15 protein-coding genes are annotated in these 15,648 nt (G+C 69.5%); 6 read left to right on the forward strand and 9 right to left on the reverse strand.

Annotation, left to right across the window (positions count from 1 at the left end; translation table 11 throughout):
- Positions 1–2 precede the first annotated feature (2 nt).
- Genes BLQ74_RS22300 through acsA form a run of 5 tightly spaced genes read right to left on the reverse strand, consistent with a single transcriptional unit; the run spans position 3 to position 5,162 of the window.
- Positions 3–254: an acyl carrier protein gene (locus BLQ74_RS22300; RefSeq protein WP_090266645.1), complete on the reverse strand. Its 252-nt coding sequence runs from the start codon at positions 252–254 to the stop codon at positions 3–5.
- 11 nt (positions 255–265) lie between these two features.
- Positions 266–1,429: a dihydrolipoamide acetyltransferase family protein gene (locus tag BLQ74_RS22305; RefSeq protein WP_090266648.1), complete on the reverse strand. Its 1,164-nt coding sequence runs from the start codon at positions 1,427–1,429 to the stop codon at positions 266–268.
- A gap of 18 nt (positions 1,430–1,447) precedes the next feature.
- Positions 1,448–2,422 (reverse strand): alpha-ketoacid dehydrogenase subunit beta, encoded by a 975-nt coding sequence (locus BLQ74_RS22310; protein WP_090266651.1) that lies wholly within the window; start codon positions 2,420–2,422, stop codon positions 1,448–1,450.
- A complete protein-coding gene (gene pdhA, locus BLQ74_RS22315; RefSeq protein ID WP_090266655.1) occupies positions 2,419–3,408 on the reverse strand; it encodes a pyruvate dehydrogenase (acetyl-transferring) E1 component subunit alpha in 990 nt (329 codons plus the stop codon). Before pdhA ends, BLQ74_RS22310 begins: the two co-directional genes overlap by 4 nt.
- Positions 3,405–5,162, reverse strand: a complete 1,758-nt coding sequence (acsA, locus tag BLQ74_RS22320; RefSeq protein WP_090266657.1) for an acetate--CoA ligase — start codon at positions 5,160–5,162, stop codon at positions 3,405–3,407. Before acsA ends, pdhA begins: the two co-directional genes overlap by 4 nt.
- A 323-nt stretch (positions 5,163–5,485) precedes the next feature.
- Here acsA and BLQ74_RS22325 point away from each other — a divergent pair, with 323 nt between their 5' ends.
- Together BLQ74_RS22325 and pncA are read left to right on the forward strand one after the other, a co-directional pair.
- Positions 5,486–6,463, forward strand: a complete 978-nt coding sequence (locus BLQ74_RS22325; RefSeq protein WP_090266660.1) for a ribose-phosphate diphosphokinase — start codon at positions 5,486–5,488, stop codon at positions 6,461–6,463.
- Positions 6,460–7,080 carry a bifunctional nicotinamidase/pyrazinamidase gene (gene pncA, locus BLQ74_RS22330; protein WP_212633165.1) on the forward strand — a complete coding sequence of 207 codons (621 nt, stop codon included), beginning with the start codon at positions 6,460–6,462 and terminating at the stop codon, positions 7,078–7,080. The genes BLQ74_RS22325 and pncA overlap by 4 nt, the downstream gene beginning before the upstream one ends.
- A gap of 3 nt (positions 7,081–7,083) precedes the next feature.
- Here the strand turns inward: pncA and BLQ74_RS22335 are convergent, their stop codons facing one another.
- Complete coding sequence (locus tag BLQ74_RS22335; protein ID WP_090266664.1) at positions 7,084–8,472, reverse strand: nicotinate phosphoribosyltransferase; 1,389 nt, start codon at positions 8,470–8,472, stop codon at positions 7,084–7,086.
- A gap of 274 nt (positions 8,473–8,746) precedes the next feature.
- Between BLQ74_RS22335 and BLQ74_RS22340 the strand changes: the two genes are divergently transcribed.
- Positions 8,747–9,307, forward strand: coding sequence for a phosphoribosyltransferase family protein (locus tag BLQ74_RS22340; RefSeq protein WP_090266667.1), 561 nt, complete (start codon positions 8,747–8,749; stop codon positions 9,305–9,307).
- Here the strand turns inward: BLQ74_RS22340 and BLQ74_RS22345 are convergent.
- Together BLQ74_RS22345 and BLQ74_RS22350 are read right to left on the reverse strand one after the other, a co-directional pair.
- A complete protein-coding gene (locus BLQ74_RS22345) occupies positions 9,283–9,951 on the reverse strand; it encodes a dienelactone hydrolase family protein (RefSeq protein WP_090266670.1) in 669 nt (222 codons plus the stop codon). The two genes, BLQ74_RS22340 and BLQ74_RS22345, sit on opposite strands and share 25 nt — an antisense overlap.
- The gene (locus BLQ74_RS22350) at positions 9,948–10,634 is read right to left on the reverse strand and encodes a phosphoribosyltransferase (protein WP_090267061.1); all 687 of its coding nucleotides are present in this window, start codon (positions 10,632–10,634) and stop codon (positions 9,948–9,950) included. Before BLQ74_RS22350 ends, BLQ74_RS22345 begins: the two co-directional genes overlap by 4 nt.
- A 268-nt stretch (positions 10,635–10,902) precedes the next feature.
- On the opposite strand from BLQ74_RS22350, the gene ftsH reads away from it, so the two are divergent.
- The 3 genes from ftsH (at position 10,903) to BLQ74_RS22365 (ending at position 14,129) form a co-directional block, all read left to right on the forward strand.
- On the forward strand, positions 10,903–12,723 hold the full coding sequence (gene ftsH / locus BLQ74_RS22355; protein WP_090266674.1) for an ATP-dependent zinc metalloprotease FtsH: 1,821 nt from the start codon (positions 10,903–10,905) through the stop codon (positions 12,721–12,723).
- A gap of 74 nt (positions 12,724–12,797) precedes the next feature.
- The gene (locus tag BLQ74_RS22360) at positions 12,798–13,256 is read left to right on the forward strand and encodes an MEKHLA domain-containing protein (RefSeq protein ID WP_090267064.1); all 459 of its coding nucleotides are present in this window, start codon (positions 12,798–12,800) and stop codon (positions 13,254–13,256) included.
- 174 nt (positions 13,257–13,430) lie between these two features.
- Entirely contained in the window at positions 13,431–14,129 is a 699-nt protein-coding gene (locus BLQ74_RS22365) for a TVP38/TMEM64 family protein (RefSeq protein WP_212633158.1), read from the forward strand.
- Positions 14,130–14,214: 85 nt separating this feature from the next.
- On the opposite strand, the gene BLQ74_RS22370 is transcribed toward BLQ74_RS22365, so the two are convergent.
- Complete coding sequence (locus BLQ74_RS22370; protein WP_090266677.1) at positions 14,215–15,645, reverse strand: ArnT family glycosyltransferase; 1,431 nt, start codon at positions 15,643–15,645, stop codon at positions 14,215–14,217.
- Positions 15,646–15,648 lie beyond the last annotated feature (3 nt).

The following is a 15,648-nucleotide window of genomic DNA, read 5'->3' on the forward strand; positions in this document are numbered from 1 at the left end:
GTTCAGGCGAGCGGGCGGCGCTCGCGCAGATAGGCCACCAGGGCGTCGATGCTGACCAGGCGCTGGTAGTCGGACTCGGGAATGGCGATGCCGGTCTGCTGGTGCAGCGCGCTGATGAAACGCAGCCAGTCCATCGAGTCCAGGTCGACTTCCTCGCGCAGCGGCCGATCGCCGCGCAGGGCCTCGGGGTCGATTTCCGGCGCCACGCTGTGCAAGGTCCGCAGGATCAGTTGGCGCAGCTGCTGTTCGTCCATCGATAGGCTCCTCAGAGTGTTTCCGGTGCTTGCAGCAGGCGGGCGATTTCGCTGAGGAACAGCCCGCCGGCGTGGCCGTCGCTGACCCGGTGGTCGGCCGCCAGGCTGGCGTTGACGCAGGGCACGACCCGCACCTCGCCGGCCTCGACCCAGGGCCGCTCGACGATGCGGCCGAAGCCGACCAGCGCCACCTGCGGCGGATAGATCACACCGAACACGGTTTCCACGCCCTGTTCGCCCAGTTGCGTGACCGTCAGGCCGGCGGCGCTCACGTCGGAGCTGCGCAAACTAGCGGTGCGCGCGCGCAGCACCAGCTCGCTCAGTTCGCGCATCAGTTCGGGCAGGGATTTCTCCGCGACCGCCTGCAGGGTCGGTGCGAGCAGGCCGCCTTGGCGCAAGGCGATCGCCACCCCCAGGTGAATGCCCTCGGCGGCGCGGAAGCCGCCGTCCAGCCAGTGGCCGTTGAACTGCGGATGGTCGCGCAGCGCCAGGGCCACCGCCTTGAGCAGCAGCACCGCGGGCAGCAGGCGCTGCTCCGGCACGCGCGCCGCGTTGTATGCCGCCAGCCAGGCCAGCGCCCGGCCGAGGGGAATGCGCTCGGCGAGGTAATAGTGGGGAATCTCGCGTTTCGAGCGGCTCATGGCGGCGGCGATGCCCTGCCGCATGGCCCGCGCGCGGTCGCTGACCGCGCCCTGGGTCGCGGCGCGCTCCACGTCGGCCAGGGTCACCGCGCCTTGCGGGCCGCTGCCATGCACGGCCAGCGGATCGACGCCCAGTTCCTGCGCGCGCTTGCGCGCCGCTGGCGACACCCGTGCCCGCTGCGCTGCCGGCGGGGCTTCCTCGCCTGGCGCCGGCGCCGGCGCCGCGCCGGGTTTGCCCTGCGCCAAAGGTTTTCCCGGCGCCCCAGGTTTGCCCGGTGCGCCGCTGTCCGCCTGCTCGCCAGGCTCCAGCAAGGTGGCGATCGGCGTGCCGACCTCGACCTTGCTGCCCGGCTCGACCAGCAACGCCTGCACCACCCCGGCGCGCCAGCACTCCACATCGATGGCCGCCTTGGCCGTATCCACCACCGCCACCACCTGGCCGCGCTCGACCCGCTCGCCGGGCTTGATCCGCCATTCGAGCAGGGTGCCCTCGTCCATGTCGGCGCCCAGCGAGGGCAGTTTGAATTCGATCATGCTGCCCTCGCCCGTCCGTCAGCCGCAGATTGCATGGGCCGCTGCGACTATCGTCGCCACCTGCGGCAAGGCCGCCTCTTCCATGTGTTTCGCGTAGGGAATCGGCACCTCCGCCGAACAGACCCGTGCCGGCGGCGCATCCAGTTCGTAAAACGCCTGCTCGACGATCCGCGCGATGATTTCCCCGGCCAGGCTGCCGCTGCGCCAGGCTTCGTCGACCACCAGGGCGCGGCGGGTCTTGCGCACCGAGGCGAGGAAGGTCGCCTCGTCCAGCGGCCGCAGCACGCGCAGGTCGATGACTTCGGCGTCGATGCCCTCGCCCGCCAGTTGCTCGGCGGCGGCCAGCGTCTTGCCCAGGGTGCCGCCATAGCTGATCAGGGTCAGGTCGCTGCCGCCACGGCGGACCTTCGCCGAATGGATGTCCACCGCCACTCCCTCTTCCAGTTCGCCTTCCAGGTTGTACAGCTGGGCATGTTCGAAGATCAGCACCGGGTCGGGGTCCTGCAACGCCGGCCAGAGCATGCCGCGGGCGTCTTCCAGGGTCGCCGGGGCGAGGATGCGGATGCCGGGGATGTGCGCCAGCCAGCCTTCCAGGCTGTGCGAATGCTGCGCCGCCAGTTGCCGCCCGGCGCCGGTGGCCATGCGCAGCACCAGGGGCACGGAGAACTGCCCGCCGGACATGTGGCGCAAGGTGGCGGCGGTATTCACGATCGGGTCGAGGGCGAGCAGGCTGAAGTTCACCGTCATGATCTCGACGATCGGACGCATGCCGCCGAGGGCCGCGCCGATGCCGGCGCCGACGAAGGCCAGCTCGGACAGCGGCGTGTCGCGGATGCGCTGCTCGCCGAACGCCTCCAGCAAGCCCTTGGACACCGCGTAGGAACCGCCGTAGCGGCCCACGTCCTCGCCCATCAGGAACACCCGGCTGTCGCGCTGCAAGGCCTCGCGCAGGGCCTCGCGCAACGCTTCGCGGTAGCTGCAGCGACGGCTCATGGCGCCACCTGCGGGGTGTACAGGTCGGCCAGCAAGGACGCCGGCGATTCCAGCGGCGCCGCTTCGGCGAAGGCCACGGCGGCCTCGACTTCGGCCTCCGCCTGCGCCTGCAGGGCCAGGAAGCCGGCCTCGTCGAGCAGGCCGCACGCCTTGAGCCGCGCGCTGAAGCTGTGGATCGGGCCGCGCTCCTTCCACTTCGCCACCTCGGCCTTGTCGCGGTACAGCTCGGGGTCGAACATCGAATGGGCGCGGAAACGGTAGGTCTGGTACTCGACGAACGCCGGGCCGGCGCCGCCGCGTACCCGCGCCACGGCATCGCGGGTAGCCGCGTGCACCGCCAGCACATCCATGCCGTCCACCGCCTGGGCGGCGACCTTGAACGCCGCCGCCTTGGCGCAAAGGTCGGTCTGCGCCTGCGAGCGCGCCAGGGCCGTGCCCATGGCGTAGAGGTTGTTCTCGCAGCAGAACAGCACCGGCAACTGCCAGAGCGCGGCCAGGTTCAGCGACTCGGCGAACGCGCCTTCGGCCATCGCGCCTTCGCCGAAGAAGCAGGCGACGATCCGCGAACCGCCCTGCATGCGCTCGGCCAGGGCCAGGCCGACCGCCAGCGGCAGGCCGCCGGCGACGATGGCATTGCCGCCGAAGAAGCGCCGCCCGGCGTCGAACAGGTGCATCGAACCGCCGCGACCGTGCGAGCAGCCGCTGGCCTTGCCGAACATCTCGGCCATGATGGTGCTCATCGGCATGCCCTGCAGCAGCGCATGGCCATGCTCGCGGTAGGTGGCGACCACCGCGTCGTCGGCCGCCAGGGCATGCACGGCGCCGACCGCCACCGCCTCTTCGCCGATATACAGGTGCAGGAAGCCGCGAATCCTGCCTTCGCCATAGAGTTCGGCGGCGCGCTCCTCCAGGCGGCGGATGCGCAGCATGTCGTGCAGCAGGCCGAGGGCGACGTCCTGCGGGTAGGCCATCAGCGCGTCGTTCATCGGGGGTTCTCCAGCGTCGAGGTGTCGCCTTCGGGCAGGCCCAGCTCGCGCGCCTTGAGCAGGCGGCGCATGAGTTTGCCGCTGCGCGTGTGCGGCAACTGCGCCTGGAACTCCAGCTCCTTGGGCGCCACCGCCGCACCCAGGCGCTTGCGCGCATGGCCGAGCAACTCGTCGTGCAATGCCGCGCTGGGCTGGTAGCCGTCCTTGAGCGCGACGAAGGCCTTGACCAGCTCGCCGAGCAAGGGCTCGGGCTTGCCCACCACCGCGGCTTCGGCCACCGCCGGGTGCTCCATCAGCACGCTTTCCACTTCGAAGGGGCCGATCAGGTGGCCGGCGGACTTGATCACATCGTCGCCGCGGCCGACGAACCAGTAGTAGCCATCGGCATCGCGCCGGGCCAGGTCGCCGCTCAGGTACCAGTTGCCGGCGAAGCAGCGCCGGTAGCGCTCCTCCTGGCCCAGGTAGGCGCGGAACATCGCCGGCCACGGTTGTTTCAGGGCCAGCTCGCCGACCTTGCCAGCGGCGAGGAAACGCAACGTGCCGTCCTCGCGGTGCTCGATGATGGCCGCCTCGACCCCTGGCAGCGGCTTGCCCATGGAGCCCGGCTTGATCGGCCAGGCGAGCAGGTTGGCGATCATGATGCCGCCGGTCTCGGTCTGCCACCAGTTGTCGTGGATCGGCAGGCCGAGCACCTCCTTGCCCCACCACACCGCCTCGGCGTTCAGCGGCTCGCCGACGCTGGCGATGAAGCGCAGATCGGGGAAGCGGTGCCGCTGCGCCAGCGCCACGCCGGCCTTCATCAGCAGGCGGATCGCCGTCGGCGCCGTGTACCAGACGCTGACCCGCTGCTGTTCGAGGATCGAGTACCAGCGCTCGGCGTCGAACTCGGCGCTGTCGACGATGCTGGTGACGCCGAGCAGCAGCGGCGCGAGGATGCCGTAGGAGGTGCCGGTCACCCAGCCCGGATCGGCACTGCACCAGTAGATGTCCTCGGGGTGCAGGTCGAGGGCGTACTTGCCGGTGACGTAATGGGTCAGCGCGGCGCCGTGCACATGCAGGGCGCCCTTGGGCATCCCGGTGGTGCCGCTGGTGAAATGCAGCAGCGAGGGGCTGTCCGCGCGGGTGCGGGCGATGCTGAAGGTCTCGTCCGCCTGCGCCATCAGCGATTGCAGGTCGAGGCAGCCGTGCGCCACTCGCTCGTCCGCGCGCTGGCCATGGACCAGCACATGGCGCAGCGCCGGCAACTCGGCGCGGATGCCGGCGACCTTGCGCCGATACAGCGTCTCGCTGGTCAGCAGGATGCTGCCCTCGCCCAGGCGCAGGCGCGTGGCGATGGGCTCCGGGCCGAAGGCGGAAAACAGCGGCGACACCACGCAGCCATTCTTCAGCCCACCGAGGACGCCGAGGAACAGTTCCAGGCCGCGCTCGCAGAGAATGAACAGCCGCGCCCCCGGCGCGACGCCGAGGCCGCGCAAGACATTGGCGAAACGATTGCTCAGCGCGCTCAGTTGCGCATAGCTGATGTCGCGGCTGCCGCCCTCGCCGTCCAGCAGGCGCAGGGCGATGTGCTCGGCGCGGTCGCCGCGGGCGTGGCGGTCGACGGCTTCGTAGGCGAGGTTCAGCCCGCCACCGGGCAGTCCGGCCAGGGCGGCGGCCTCGGTGGTCCAGAAGAACGGCCCCGGCTGCTCGCTGGCCGGCCAGTTGGGCGGCAGGCGCAGGTCGCTGGCGGTTTTCTCGATGATCGGCGGACGCATGCTGGTTCTCCCCGGCTACCCCGGCCGTGCTGGTTGCTGGGCATCCGTGCATGCGCTGGACCGGCTGCCGCTGGCGGCGAGCAGGTCGAGCAGTTGGTCGCGGTTCCTCGCCTCGAAGCAGAATTCAGGCTAGGTACAGGACCGTGCGGGCGGTTTGATCGGCATCAAACTATCGCCAGGGCGTTCGCCCGGCCGGCAGCGGCGCCGGCTTGATCAGGATCAAAGTGCGCTGCCCGCGGGCTTCCCATCATCGCCTGGGTCAAGCAACCAATCCGCGTTGCGCGCCGTCCCGCCGGCCGCCCCGCCCACGGAGTCGACCGATCATGCACGCCACCCCGCCCCTGCTGTTCGCCCTCAACGGCAGCCGCGACTTCGCCGAGCGCGTCGCCCGTTACCTGGGCAGCGCGCTGGCCGAGCACGAAGAGCGCGATTACGAGGACGGCGAGCACAAGAGCCGGCCGATCGCGCCGGTCAGCGGCCGCCAGGTGGTGGTCTTCCATGGCTTGTACGGCGAGCCCGGACAGAGCGCCAACGACAAGCTCTGCCGCCTGCTGTTCTTCTGCGCAACGCTCAAGGATGCCGGCGCGCGCCATGTGCAGGTCGTCACCCCGTACCTCTGCTACGGGCGCAAGGAGCGCCGCACCCGGCCGCAGGATGCGGTGATCAGCCGCTATGTCGCGACCCTGCTGGAGGCGAGCGGCGTCGACCGCCTGCTGGCGATGGACGTGCACAACGTCGCGGCCTTCGACAACGCCTTCCGCATTCCCGCCGACAACCTGGAAAGCACCGGCCTGTTCGCCAGCCACTTCGCCGCCCTACTGCCCACCGAGGACCTGGTGGTGGTCTCGCCGGATACCGGCGGGATCAAGCGCGCCGAGCAGTTCCGCCTGGCCCTGGAAGAACGCCTCGGGCGCCCGATCGGCTCCGCCTACACGGAGAAATTCCGCCACAACGACCAGCTCAGCGGCGGCCAGTTGGTCGGCGCGGTGGCCGGCCAGGTGGCGATTCTCTTCGATGACATGATCAGCACCGGGGATACCCTGTTGCGCGCCGCCGCGGCCTGCCATGCCGCCGGCGCCGCGCGTCTGTTCGCCGCCGCCACCCATGGTCTGTTCACCGCCGGCGCCGAGTTGCTGGAGACGCCGCTGATCGAACGCGTGGTCATCTGCGACAGCGTGGTGCCCTTACGCTTGACGCCGCAGCAGCGCGCGCAGGGCCTGGATATCCTGGATTCCTCCGCGCTGGTGGCGGCATGGTTGCGCGAGGCCTACACCCTTGAACAGGAGCACGGCAGGTGCTGAACGCTGAACTGAGCCCACGCGACGACGACCTGTTGCTGGTGATCGATGTGCAGAACGACTTCTGCAGCGGCGGCGCCCTCGCGGTGCCCGACGGCGAGTCAGTGGTGCCGTCGATCAACCGACTGGCTGCGAAGTTTGCCCATGTGGTGCTGACCCAGGACTGGCACCCGCCGGGCCACCAGAGTTTCGCCAGCAGCCACCCCGGCCGGCGCCCGTTCGAGCGCTTGCCGCTGGCCGACGGCGAACAGACCTTGTGGCCCGACCACTGCGTGCAGGACAGCCACGGCGCGGCGTTCCACCCCGCGCTGCGGATTCCCCACGCCGAACTGATCCTGCGCAAGGGCTATCGCCGCCACATCGATTCCTACTCGGCGCTCTACGAGAACGACCGGCGCACGCCGACCGGCCTCGCCGGCTACCTGCGCGAGCGCGGTTTCCGCCGGCTGTTCCTCGCCGGCCTGGCCACCGACTACTGCGTCCTCTATTCGGCGCTGGATGCGCGCCGCCAAGGCTTCGCGGTGGTGCTGCTGCAAGAGGCCTGCCGCGCCATCGACCTCGATGGCTCGCTCGACGCGGCGCTGGCGGCAATGCGCAGCGCCGGCGTCGAACTGCGCTAGCGGTTAGCGCGCCGACGGCGCCGGGCCGGCCGTCGCCAGCCCGATCAGGCGGTCCGCTTCCCTGGCGAGGGCCTCCAGCGCCGGCGCCACCTGCACCGGGTAGGCCTCGGCGGCCGGCAAGCGGCGCAACGCCGGCGGCAGGCTGGCGACCTGGCCGCGCACATACGCGCGCACCTGTTCCAGGCTGGGGGAGGCTTGCAAGCGCCGGCCGCCGCGCATCACCGGCACGATCAACGGCGTGCCCTCGATGCGGTCGCCCTCCACGCTCAAGGTGTCGCCGCAGCAGTGGCCGTGCTCGTCGAAGCGCCGGAACACCTGCTTGCGCCCCGGCCAGGTGACCTTGCCCTCCGAGCGCTTGCGGCGGGGCTTGCCGGCGTATTCCTGGAGCTTGTAGGCGCAGTCCAGGGCCGGGGCGTCGGCGGAGGTGTCCAGATGGGTGCCGACGCCAAAGCCGTCGATCGGCGCGCCCTCTTCCAGCAGCCGCGCGATCAGGTACTCGTCGACATTGCCGCTGGCGAAGATGGTCGCCTCCTTCAGTCCGCCGTCGTCGAGTATCCGCCGCACCCGCCGTGCGTGCTCGCCGAGGTCGCCGCTGTCCAGGCGCACGCCGCGCACGCGGATGCCGCTGGCGGCCAGGCGCGGCGCCAGGGCCACGACCTTCGCGGCCGCCGCCTCGGTGTCATAGGTGTCGATCAGCAGCAGCAAGCCCTCGGGCAGGCTGCGGGCGAAGTGCTCGAAGGCCAGTTCCTCGCTGTCGTGGGCCTGGATGAAGGAGTGCGCCATGGTCCCGTACAGCGGAATGCCGAACTGCGCGCCGGCGAGCACCGTGGCGGTGCCGTCGAATCCGGCCAGGTAGGCCGCGCGGCTGGCGAAGATCGCCGCCTCCGCGCCATGGGCGCGGCGCAGACCGAAATCCACCAGCAGCCGGCCATCGGCGACCAGCACCGAGCGCAGCGCCTTGCTGGCGATCAGGCTCTGGAAGTGCAGCAGGTTGATCAGCCGCGACTCGACCAGTTGCGCCTCTGGCAGCGGCGCGGTGACCCGCAGTATCGGCTCCTGGGGGAAGAACAGCGTGCCCTCGGGCATGGCCTGCACCTCGCCGCTGAAGCGCAGCCCGGCCAGGTAGTCGAGAAAGGCCGAGCTGAAGCGCCCGAGGCCGTCCAGCCAGGCCAGTTCGGCGTCGCTGAAGTGCAGTTGTTCCAGGTAGTCCAGGGCCATTTCCAGTCCGGCGGCCAGATAGAAATTGCGGCAGGCGGGCAACTTGCGGGCGAAGAATTCGAACACCGCGGTGTCGAACATGCCGCGCTCGAAATAACCCTGCAGCATGGTCAGTTGGTAAAGGTCGGTGAGCAGCGCGCCGGGCGCGGCGATGCCGGGTGGATGGTCAGCCATGGGCCTTCTCCTGGTCGGCCGCGCTGGCCGAGGTTGCCTGCCGCCGGCGGCGTTCGCCGCGGTCTGGGTAGCGAAGGCACAGGCCCAGCGCGCCATGCGCGCGCCCTCGCCGTTCACCGTTGGCTCAGTCTGGTACGGCCCCCGGCAAAGTCCTTGATCCCTATCAAACGCGGCCGGTTGGCTGCGGCGTTGCCGCACGCTCCGGCGGTGGCGGCCAGGCGCGCGGCTATAGTGAACAGCGAGCGCCAGGCAGACGATCGAGGGGGAGCCGCGCATGTCCAGCCAAACCAGCGTCATCTACGATGCCGAGGAACTCGACGGCGTGCTCTGCGCCATGGCCCGCCACGCCGCCCTGCTGCTGCCGGCCGGGCGCAGCGCGCTGGTCGGCATCCTGCGCCGTGGCGAGCCCCTGGCGCGCATGCTGCAAACGCGGCTGGCCACCTATCCCGGTCTCGCCGAGCTTCCGCTCTACCCGCTGAAGGTGAAGCGCTACGCCGATGACCTGGCGCTGCTGCATCCGCACACCGCCCTCAGCGAAAGCCCGCAACTGGCCGCGCTCGACCTGTCCGCCGTGACCCTGCTGGTGGTCGACGACGTGCTCTTCGAGGGCCACTCGCTGCTGCGCACCTGCGCCTACCTGGCCAGTCTGGGCGCACGCGACATTCGCACCGCGGTGCTGGTCGACCGCCACGTCTGCCGGCAGCCGGTCCACGCCGATATCGTCGGTATCCATTTGCAGGTGGCCCCGCGCGATATCGTCGAATGCCACGTACCGCCCTACGAAGCCGAGTTCCAGATCGAGCTGCGGCGTCAGGCGGCCGCCTCCGACAGATAGCGCTCGAACCAGTCGGCGGCCAGGCGCGCCACCTGCTCCAGGGCGCCGGGTTCCTCGAACAGATGGGTCGCCCCCGGCACCACCGCCAGTTCGTGGGGACAGCGCAGCAACGCGCCGCTCTGCCGGTTCAGCGTGCGCACCACGCGGTCCTCGCCGCCGACGATCAGCAGCGTCGGCGCCGTCACGGCGGGCAAGGCTTCACCGGCCAGGTCGGTACGGCCGCCGCGTGACACCAGCGCCGCCACCCGCGTGCCGCGCAATGCCGCGGCCTTCAGCGCGGAGGCGGCGCCGGTGCTGGCGCCGAACAGGCCGAGGCGCAGTGGCGCGAGCGTGGGCGTCGCGGCCAGCCAGTCGATCACCCCGAGCAGGCGCGCGGTGAGCAAGGGAATGTCGAAGCGCAACTCGCGGGTCAGCTCGTCGATCGCCTGTTCCTCTGCGCTGAGCAGATCGAACAGCAGGGTGCCCAGGCCGCGGCCATGGAAATAGCTGGCCACTCGCTGGTTGCGCGGGCTCAGGCGGCCGCTGCCGCTGCCATGCACGAACAGCACCAGGCCCTTGGCGCCGCTGGGCAGGCACAGTTCGCCGTCGAGGCGCTGGCCCTCGATGTCGAGACTGAGCAGGCGCCGCTCGGGCAGCGCGCTCATCGCTCACCTCCGGCGTCGGCCTCGCGCCGCCAGGCCCGTTCGAGCAAGTCGAGCACCTGCTGATCCGAGGTCTGGGAAAAGTCCAGGTACCAGCGGCCGATCGAACTGAGCATGCCGGGGATCAGCGGGCAGATCACCTCGTCCACCCGCTGGCGCAGATCGGCGACCGCCTCCGCCGAACCGACCGGCACGGCCACCACGATGCGCGCCGGCGCCTGCCGACGCACCGCTTCCACCGCCGCCTGCATGGTCGCGCCGGTGGCCAGGCCGTCATCGACCAGGATCACCAGTCGATCGCGCAGCTCGGGAGCCGGCCGCGAGCCACGATAGGCGCGCTCGCGGCGCTGCAATTCGGCGCCTTCGCGCTCGGCGACGCGCTCGATCACTCGCTCATCGAGCGCTTCATAGGCGACGATGTCGCGGTTCAACACCCGCACGCCGCCACTGGCGATCGCGCCCATGGCCAGCTCCGGGTGACTGGGCACGCCGAGCTTGCGCACCAGTTGCAGGTCCAGCGGCAGCTCCAGCGCCGTGGCAATCTCGAACGCCACCGGCACACCGCCCCGCGGCAACGCCAGGACGATGGTATCGCTGCGCTGGCGGTAGGCAGACAGCAACTGGGCCAGGTACTGTCCGGCCTCGGTACGATCGCGCATGGGCGTCGCCAACGAATGTCGGGCCATCTCCTCATCCTCCGTCATCAGGCTGCTCCAGATTGCGCCGACTTTTTCCGCTGTCGTTGATCTTGATTAAGCTGTCGAGCGCTAGAAGAGCATTCGGCGCACGGTGGCCACGCCGCTGCGGCGAGCACGAGAAGTTTTTCTGGAGAAACTAAGCTGTCGATATAGCGTTCATGCATTGATCGGCGTCGCTCGTCAGCGGCCACGCCTCTGCAATGATCCATTGCCTCAATCGAACCTTCGCCACCCGCCCACCGAATAGGACTGGCCCATGGAAAAGCATCACGAATGGAACCTCTGGTACTTCATCGCAGCCTTCAGCATCCTGCTGATCCTGCAGAATTGGCTGGGGAACTATTCGGCGGAGGCGCCCATCCCCTACAGCGAGTTCCAGCGCCTGCTGGCGGCCGGCAAGCTGAGCGACCTGAAGGTCGACCAGGAACGCATCAGCGGTACGCTCAAGGAGCCGATCCAGGGCCGCACCCGCTTCACCACCAACCGTGTCGAGCCCGGACTGGCGGCGGAGCTGGAGAAATCCAACGTGGAGTTCAATGGCGTCGGCGAGAACACCGCCGGCAAGTGGCTGGGCTGGCTGCTGCCCTTCATCCTGATCTTCGCCCTGTGGACCTTCTTCTTCCGTGGCATGGCGGAGAAGCAGGGCTTCGGCGGCATGGTCAACGTCGGCAAGTCCAAGGCCAAGGTGTTCGTCGAGCGCGATACCGGGGTGACCTTCGATGACGTCGCCGGTATCGACGAAGCCAAAGCGGAACTGCAGGAAGTGGTGTCCTTCCTCAAGGATCGGCCGACCTACAGCCGGCTCGGCGCGCGTATTCCCAAGGGCATCCTGCTGGTCGGCCCGCCCGGCACCGGCAAGACCCTGGTGGCCAAGGCGGTCGCCGGCGAGGCCGGGGTGCCGTTCTTCTCCATTTCCGGCTCGGAATTCGTCGAGCTGTTCGTCGGCGTCGGCGCGGCGCGGGTCCGCGACCTCTTCGAGCAGGCGCGCAAGGCCGCGCCCTGCATCATCTTCATCGACGAACTCGACGCCCTCGGCAAGATGCGTGGCCTGGGCGCCTTCGGTGGCAACGACGAAAAGGAACAGACCCTCAACCAACTGCTCGCCGAATTGGACGGCTTCGACCCGCGCGAGGGCGTGGTGCTGCTGGCCGCCACCAACCGCCCGGAAGTGCTCGACCCGGCGCTGCTGCGCGCCGGCCGCTTCGACCGGCAGATCCTCATCGATCGGCCGGACCGGCGCGGCCGCGCGGCGATCCTGCGGGTGCACCTCAAGCGCATCACCGCCGGCCCGGACGTCGACAGCGAGCAGATCGCCGCGATCACCACCGGCTTCACTGGCGCCGACCTGGCCAACCTGGTCAACGAGGCGGCCATCGGCGCCACCCGGCGCGGTGGCGAAGCGGTGAGCATGGCTGACTTCAATGCCGCGGTGGAGCGCATCGTCGCCGGCGCCGAGCGCAAGAGCCGGTTGCTGCAACCCGCCGAGCGCAAGGTGGTCGCCTACCATGAAATGGGCCACGCGCTGGCCGCGGCGACCCTGCCGCGCATGGACCCGGTGCACAAGGTGTCGATCATTCCGCACTCCATCGGCGCGCTGGGCTTCACCCTGCAGCGTCCCACCGAGGACCGCTTCCTCATCGGCCGCCAGGAACTGAAGGACCGCATGGTCGTGCTGCTCGCCGGGCGCGCGGCGGAATCCCTGGTGTTCGGCGAAATTTCCACCGGCGCCGCCGACGACCTGGCCAAGGTCACCGACATCGCCCGGCAACTGGTGACCCGCTTCGGCATGAGCGAGTCGCTCGGCCAGGCGGTGCTGGAGCGCCAATCCACGCCTTACCTGGGCGACAACGGCCACATCGGCGGCATGCGCGAAAAGGACTATTCGGAAGAAACCGCGCGGGAAGTCGACCTCTGTGTCCGCGAGCTGATCCACGAGGCCTACGAGCGCGCCCGCGCCTTGCTCGAAAGCCGCCGCGACGATCTCGATGAGGGCGCCCGGCTGCTGCTGGAAAAGGAAACCCTCAGCCCGGAAGAGTTTCCCCCGCTGGCCGCCGCCAGCGCGCCAGCACGAGACTGAAATCGCCCTCCAGGGGCGCGCTCATGGCGGGTAGAATGCGCCACCCGCCATCGACCGCCGAGCCGACAATCGCCATGAGCGCCCCCCTGAACAGGCTGCACCTGCTGCAGCGCATCGACGACGCCTACCGTCATTACCGCGGCCAGTCCCTCGCCGAGGGCCTCTACCAGGGCCCGGAAGCGCAGCGCCTGCGCTGGATCGACGAGCAGGCGCCGTTCGCCCTGCTGGCCCATGACGCCAGCGCCGACCCACGCTTCATCTACGTCAACGCCGCCGCCCGTGGCGCCTTCGGCTACAGCGAGGAAGCCTTCATCGGCCTGCCCTCGCGCCTGAGCGCGGGGCCGGACGCCCAGGAAGACCGCGACGCGATTCTCGCCGCGGTGAAACAGCACGGTTATGCCAGCGGCTACGGCGGCATCCGCCTCACCCGCGACGGCCAAGCCTTCCGTATCGTCAACGGCGAGCTCTGGCAATTGCAGGATGCCCAAGGGCAGGCGTTAGGCCAGGCCGCGCTGGTCTGGCGCGCCGAGTGATCCGCACGCCGACGCTCGCCCGGCGGCGCCGCGCTTCGCCGGGCGCCAACCCTGGCTATGCTCGGAAATGAAAGCCGCACGCCTGAGAAAGAGAACACGCATGTCGAGACCAGCCATCCACCATCAGCCACGGGCTGCCGCCCACCGCTCCGCCGAGGCGGCCGGAGCCAGGCAATGCTGAGCGCACGGGTATTGCTCAAAGGGGCGGGACTGATGCTCAGCCTGGCGCTGCTCGGTTACCTGTTCAACAGCAGCGACCTGGGCAACGCCGCCAATGAGGCCTGGATCGATGCCCACGTCCGCGGACACGGCGTCGAAGGCACCTTGCTGTTCCTCGCCATGGGCACGCTGTTCACCGCCCTCGGCCTGCCCCGGCAGATCATCGGCTTCCTCGCCGGCTACGCCTTCGGCCTGCTCTCCGGCACCCTGCTCGGCACCCTGGCCGCATTGCTCGGCTGCCTGGCCACCTTCGTCTATGCGCGCTTCTTCGGCCGTGGCCCGTTGCAGAAGCGCCTGGGCGGTAGGGCCGCGCGCTTCGACCGGTTCATCCACCAACACCCCTTCGCCATGACCTTGCTGATCCGCCTGTTACCGGTCGGCAGCAATATCCTCACCAACCTCGCCGCCGGCATTTCCAGTGCGCGGCTGCTGCCGTTCCTCGCCGCCACCTTCATCGGCTATCTGCCGCAGAGCCTGATCTTCGCCCTGGTCGGCAGTGGCGTGAATGTCGATCCCACCTTGCGCATCGGCGGCGCACTGGTGCTGTTCGTGATATCCGGCGCGCTGGGAGGCTTCCTCTATCACCGCTTCCGCCACGGCGTGAGCATCGACGAAAGCGTCGATGCGCAACTGGGCGAAACCAACGAGCCCTGAGCCACCCTGGCCAACGCCCCGGAGCGCGAACCCGGCGGGACTGGCGCTGCCTCTGGGCAAACTTGGTGGGGCGCGCATCCTGCGCTCAGTTCGCCACGGCCGGCGGCGCGGCGCAGGCGCTGCCGAGCAGCACCACCTGCAGATCCTTGCGTTTGCTCAGGTAGCGCTTGACCGGCGGCTGTACGCAGCGCGGGTCGAGCGCGAGCGTCTCGGGCAGTTTGCCTTCGACGAAGAGCAGGCCCTTGTCGACGCTGGCCAGCGCCTCCGGGTTCAGCGTGCGCACCGGCCGGCCGGCGTAGTAGACCAGGCGCATGTCGGGCACGCCGAGGGTATACAGCGGCAGCTCGGCATGCGCCTCGGCGACGCGAGTGATCGCCGGCAGGGCCTCGACCCGGTAGGCGAACACCCGCGCCTGCGCCAGCGTGAAGAAGCCGACGAAGCAGGCCACCAGGACCAGCGGCGTCCACAGCAGGACGCGGCGCTTCCAGCCGCCCAGGGCGCCGAGCACCTGCATCCAGTGCAAGGCCAGCAGCAGGGCGAACAGCGGATAGGCCGGCAGCAGGTACTTGGCGTGCTTGTCGCTGAACAGCGAGAACACCAGCAGCGGTGCCAGCACGCTACAGAGCAGCAGCTTGAGCTGCGGGTTGTCCTTGATCTGCCGCCAGAGCTGGCGCGGGCGCACCAGCAGTATCAGCAGGAAGGGGAAGAAGTCGCCGCCGACATACAGCAGGTAGGCGTACCAGTGGTCAGGCGCCTGACCGCTGACCTTGTCGATGATGTCCTGCTTGAAGATCGCCTGCCATACGCCCAGGCCCTCGTGCAGGGTCACCACCAGGTACCAGGACACACCCAGCCCCAGGGCGATCAGCCAGCCTGGCAGGTCGCACAGATACTGGCGTGCGCGCGTGCCGCGCTGCAGCAGCGAGAACAGCAGCACCGGCAGGGTCACCAGCAACAGGCAGACCGGGCCCTTGGTCAACAGGCCGCCACCGAGCAGGAGGTAGCTGAGGATCGACCAGCGCCGGCGCCCGTCATGGAAGATGTAGACCCAGGCGCAGAGCAGCGAGAGGAAGCAGAAGCCGGTCAGCGTCATCTCGATCTCGGCGCCGCGGGCGAACTGGCTGAAGCTGGCGTTGGCGGCGAGGAACAGGCTGGCGAAGATGCCCATGCCGCGTCCGCCGAGACGGCTGCCCCAGTAGTAGGCGCCGCCCATCGAGGCCAGGGCGAACAGCGCCGACGGCAGGCGCACGGCCCATTCCGAGACCGCACCGAACAGGCTCACCGGCAGCAGCGCCAGCCAGTAGAACAACGGCGGCTTGGCCAGATACAACTCGTCGTTCATGCGCGGCAGCAGCCAGTCGTGGGACTGGAACATCTCGCGCACGGTCACCGCGCGCCGCGCTTCGTTGAGGCTGACGAAGGCAATGTCGCCGATGCCCCACAGGCAGAGCAACGACAACAGCGCGACCACTATCAGGAACCAGAACCGCCGTTCCAGCTCGATTTGAACCTGCATGAA

The sequence above is a fragment of the Pseudomonas panipatensis genome (assembly GCF_900099785.1).
Lineage (GTDB): Bacteria > Pseudomonadota > Gammaproteobacteria > Pseudomonadales > Pseudomonadaceae > Pseudomonas > Pseudomonas panipatensis.

Coding starts and splice junctions, on each gene's coding strand:
- BLQ74_RS22300 (WP_090266645.1), bottom strand. CDS start 254: ATGGACGAACAGCAGCTGCGCCAACTGATCCTGCGGACCTTGCACAGC.
- BLQ74_RS22305 (WP_090266648.1), bottom strand. CDS start 1,429: ATGATCGAATTCAAACTGCCCTCGCTGGGCGCCGACATGGACGAGGGC.
- BLQ74_RS22310 (WP_090266651.1), bottom strand. CDS start 2,422: ATGAGCCGTCGCTGCAGCTACCGCGAAGCGTTGCGCGAGGCCCTGCGC.
- pdhA (WP_090266655.1), bottom strand. CDS start 3,408: ATGAACGACGCGCTGATGGCCTACCCGCAGGACGTCGCCCTCGGCCTG.
- acsA (WP_090266657.1), bottom strand. CDS start 5,162: ATGCGTCCGCCGATCATCGAGAAAACCGCCAGCGACCTGCGCCTGCCG.
- BLQ74_RS22325 (WP_090266660.1), top strand. CDS start 5,486: ATGCACGCCACCCCGCCCCTGCTGTTCGCCCTCAACGGCAGCCGCGAC.
- BLQ74_RS22335 (WP_090266664.1), bottom strand. CDS start 8,472: ATGGCTGACCATCCACCCGGCATCGCCGCGCCCGGCGCGCTGCTCACC.
- BLQ74_RS22340 (WP_090266667.1), top strand. CDS start 8,747: ATGTCCAGCCAAACCAGCGTCATCTACGATGCCGAGGAACTCGACGGC.
- BLQ74_RS22345 (WP_090266670.1), bottom strand. CDS start 9,951: ATGAGCGCGCTGCCCGAGCGGCGCCTGCTCAGTCTCGACATCGAGGGC.
- BLQ74_RS22350 (WP_090267061.1), bottom strand. CDS start 10,634: ATGGCCCGACATTCGTTGGCGACGCCCATGCGCGATCGTACCGAGGCC.
- ftsH (WP_090266674.1), top strand. CDS start 10,903: ATGGAAAAGCATCACGAATGGAACCTCTGGTACTTCATCGCAGCCTTC.
- BLQ74_RS22360 (WP_090267064.1), top strand. CDS start 12,798: ATGAGCGCCCCCCTGAACAGGCTGCACCTGCTGCAGCGCATCGACGAC.
- BLQ74_RS22365 (WP_212633158.1), top strand. CDS start 13,431: ATGCTGAGCGCACGGGTATTGCTCAAAGGGGCGGGACTGATGCTCAGC.
- BLQ74_RS22370 (WP_090266677.1), bottom strand. CDS start 15,645: ATGCAGGTTCAAATCGAGCTGGAACGGCGGTTCTGGTTCCTGATAGTG.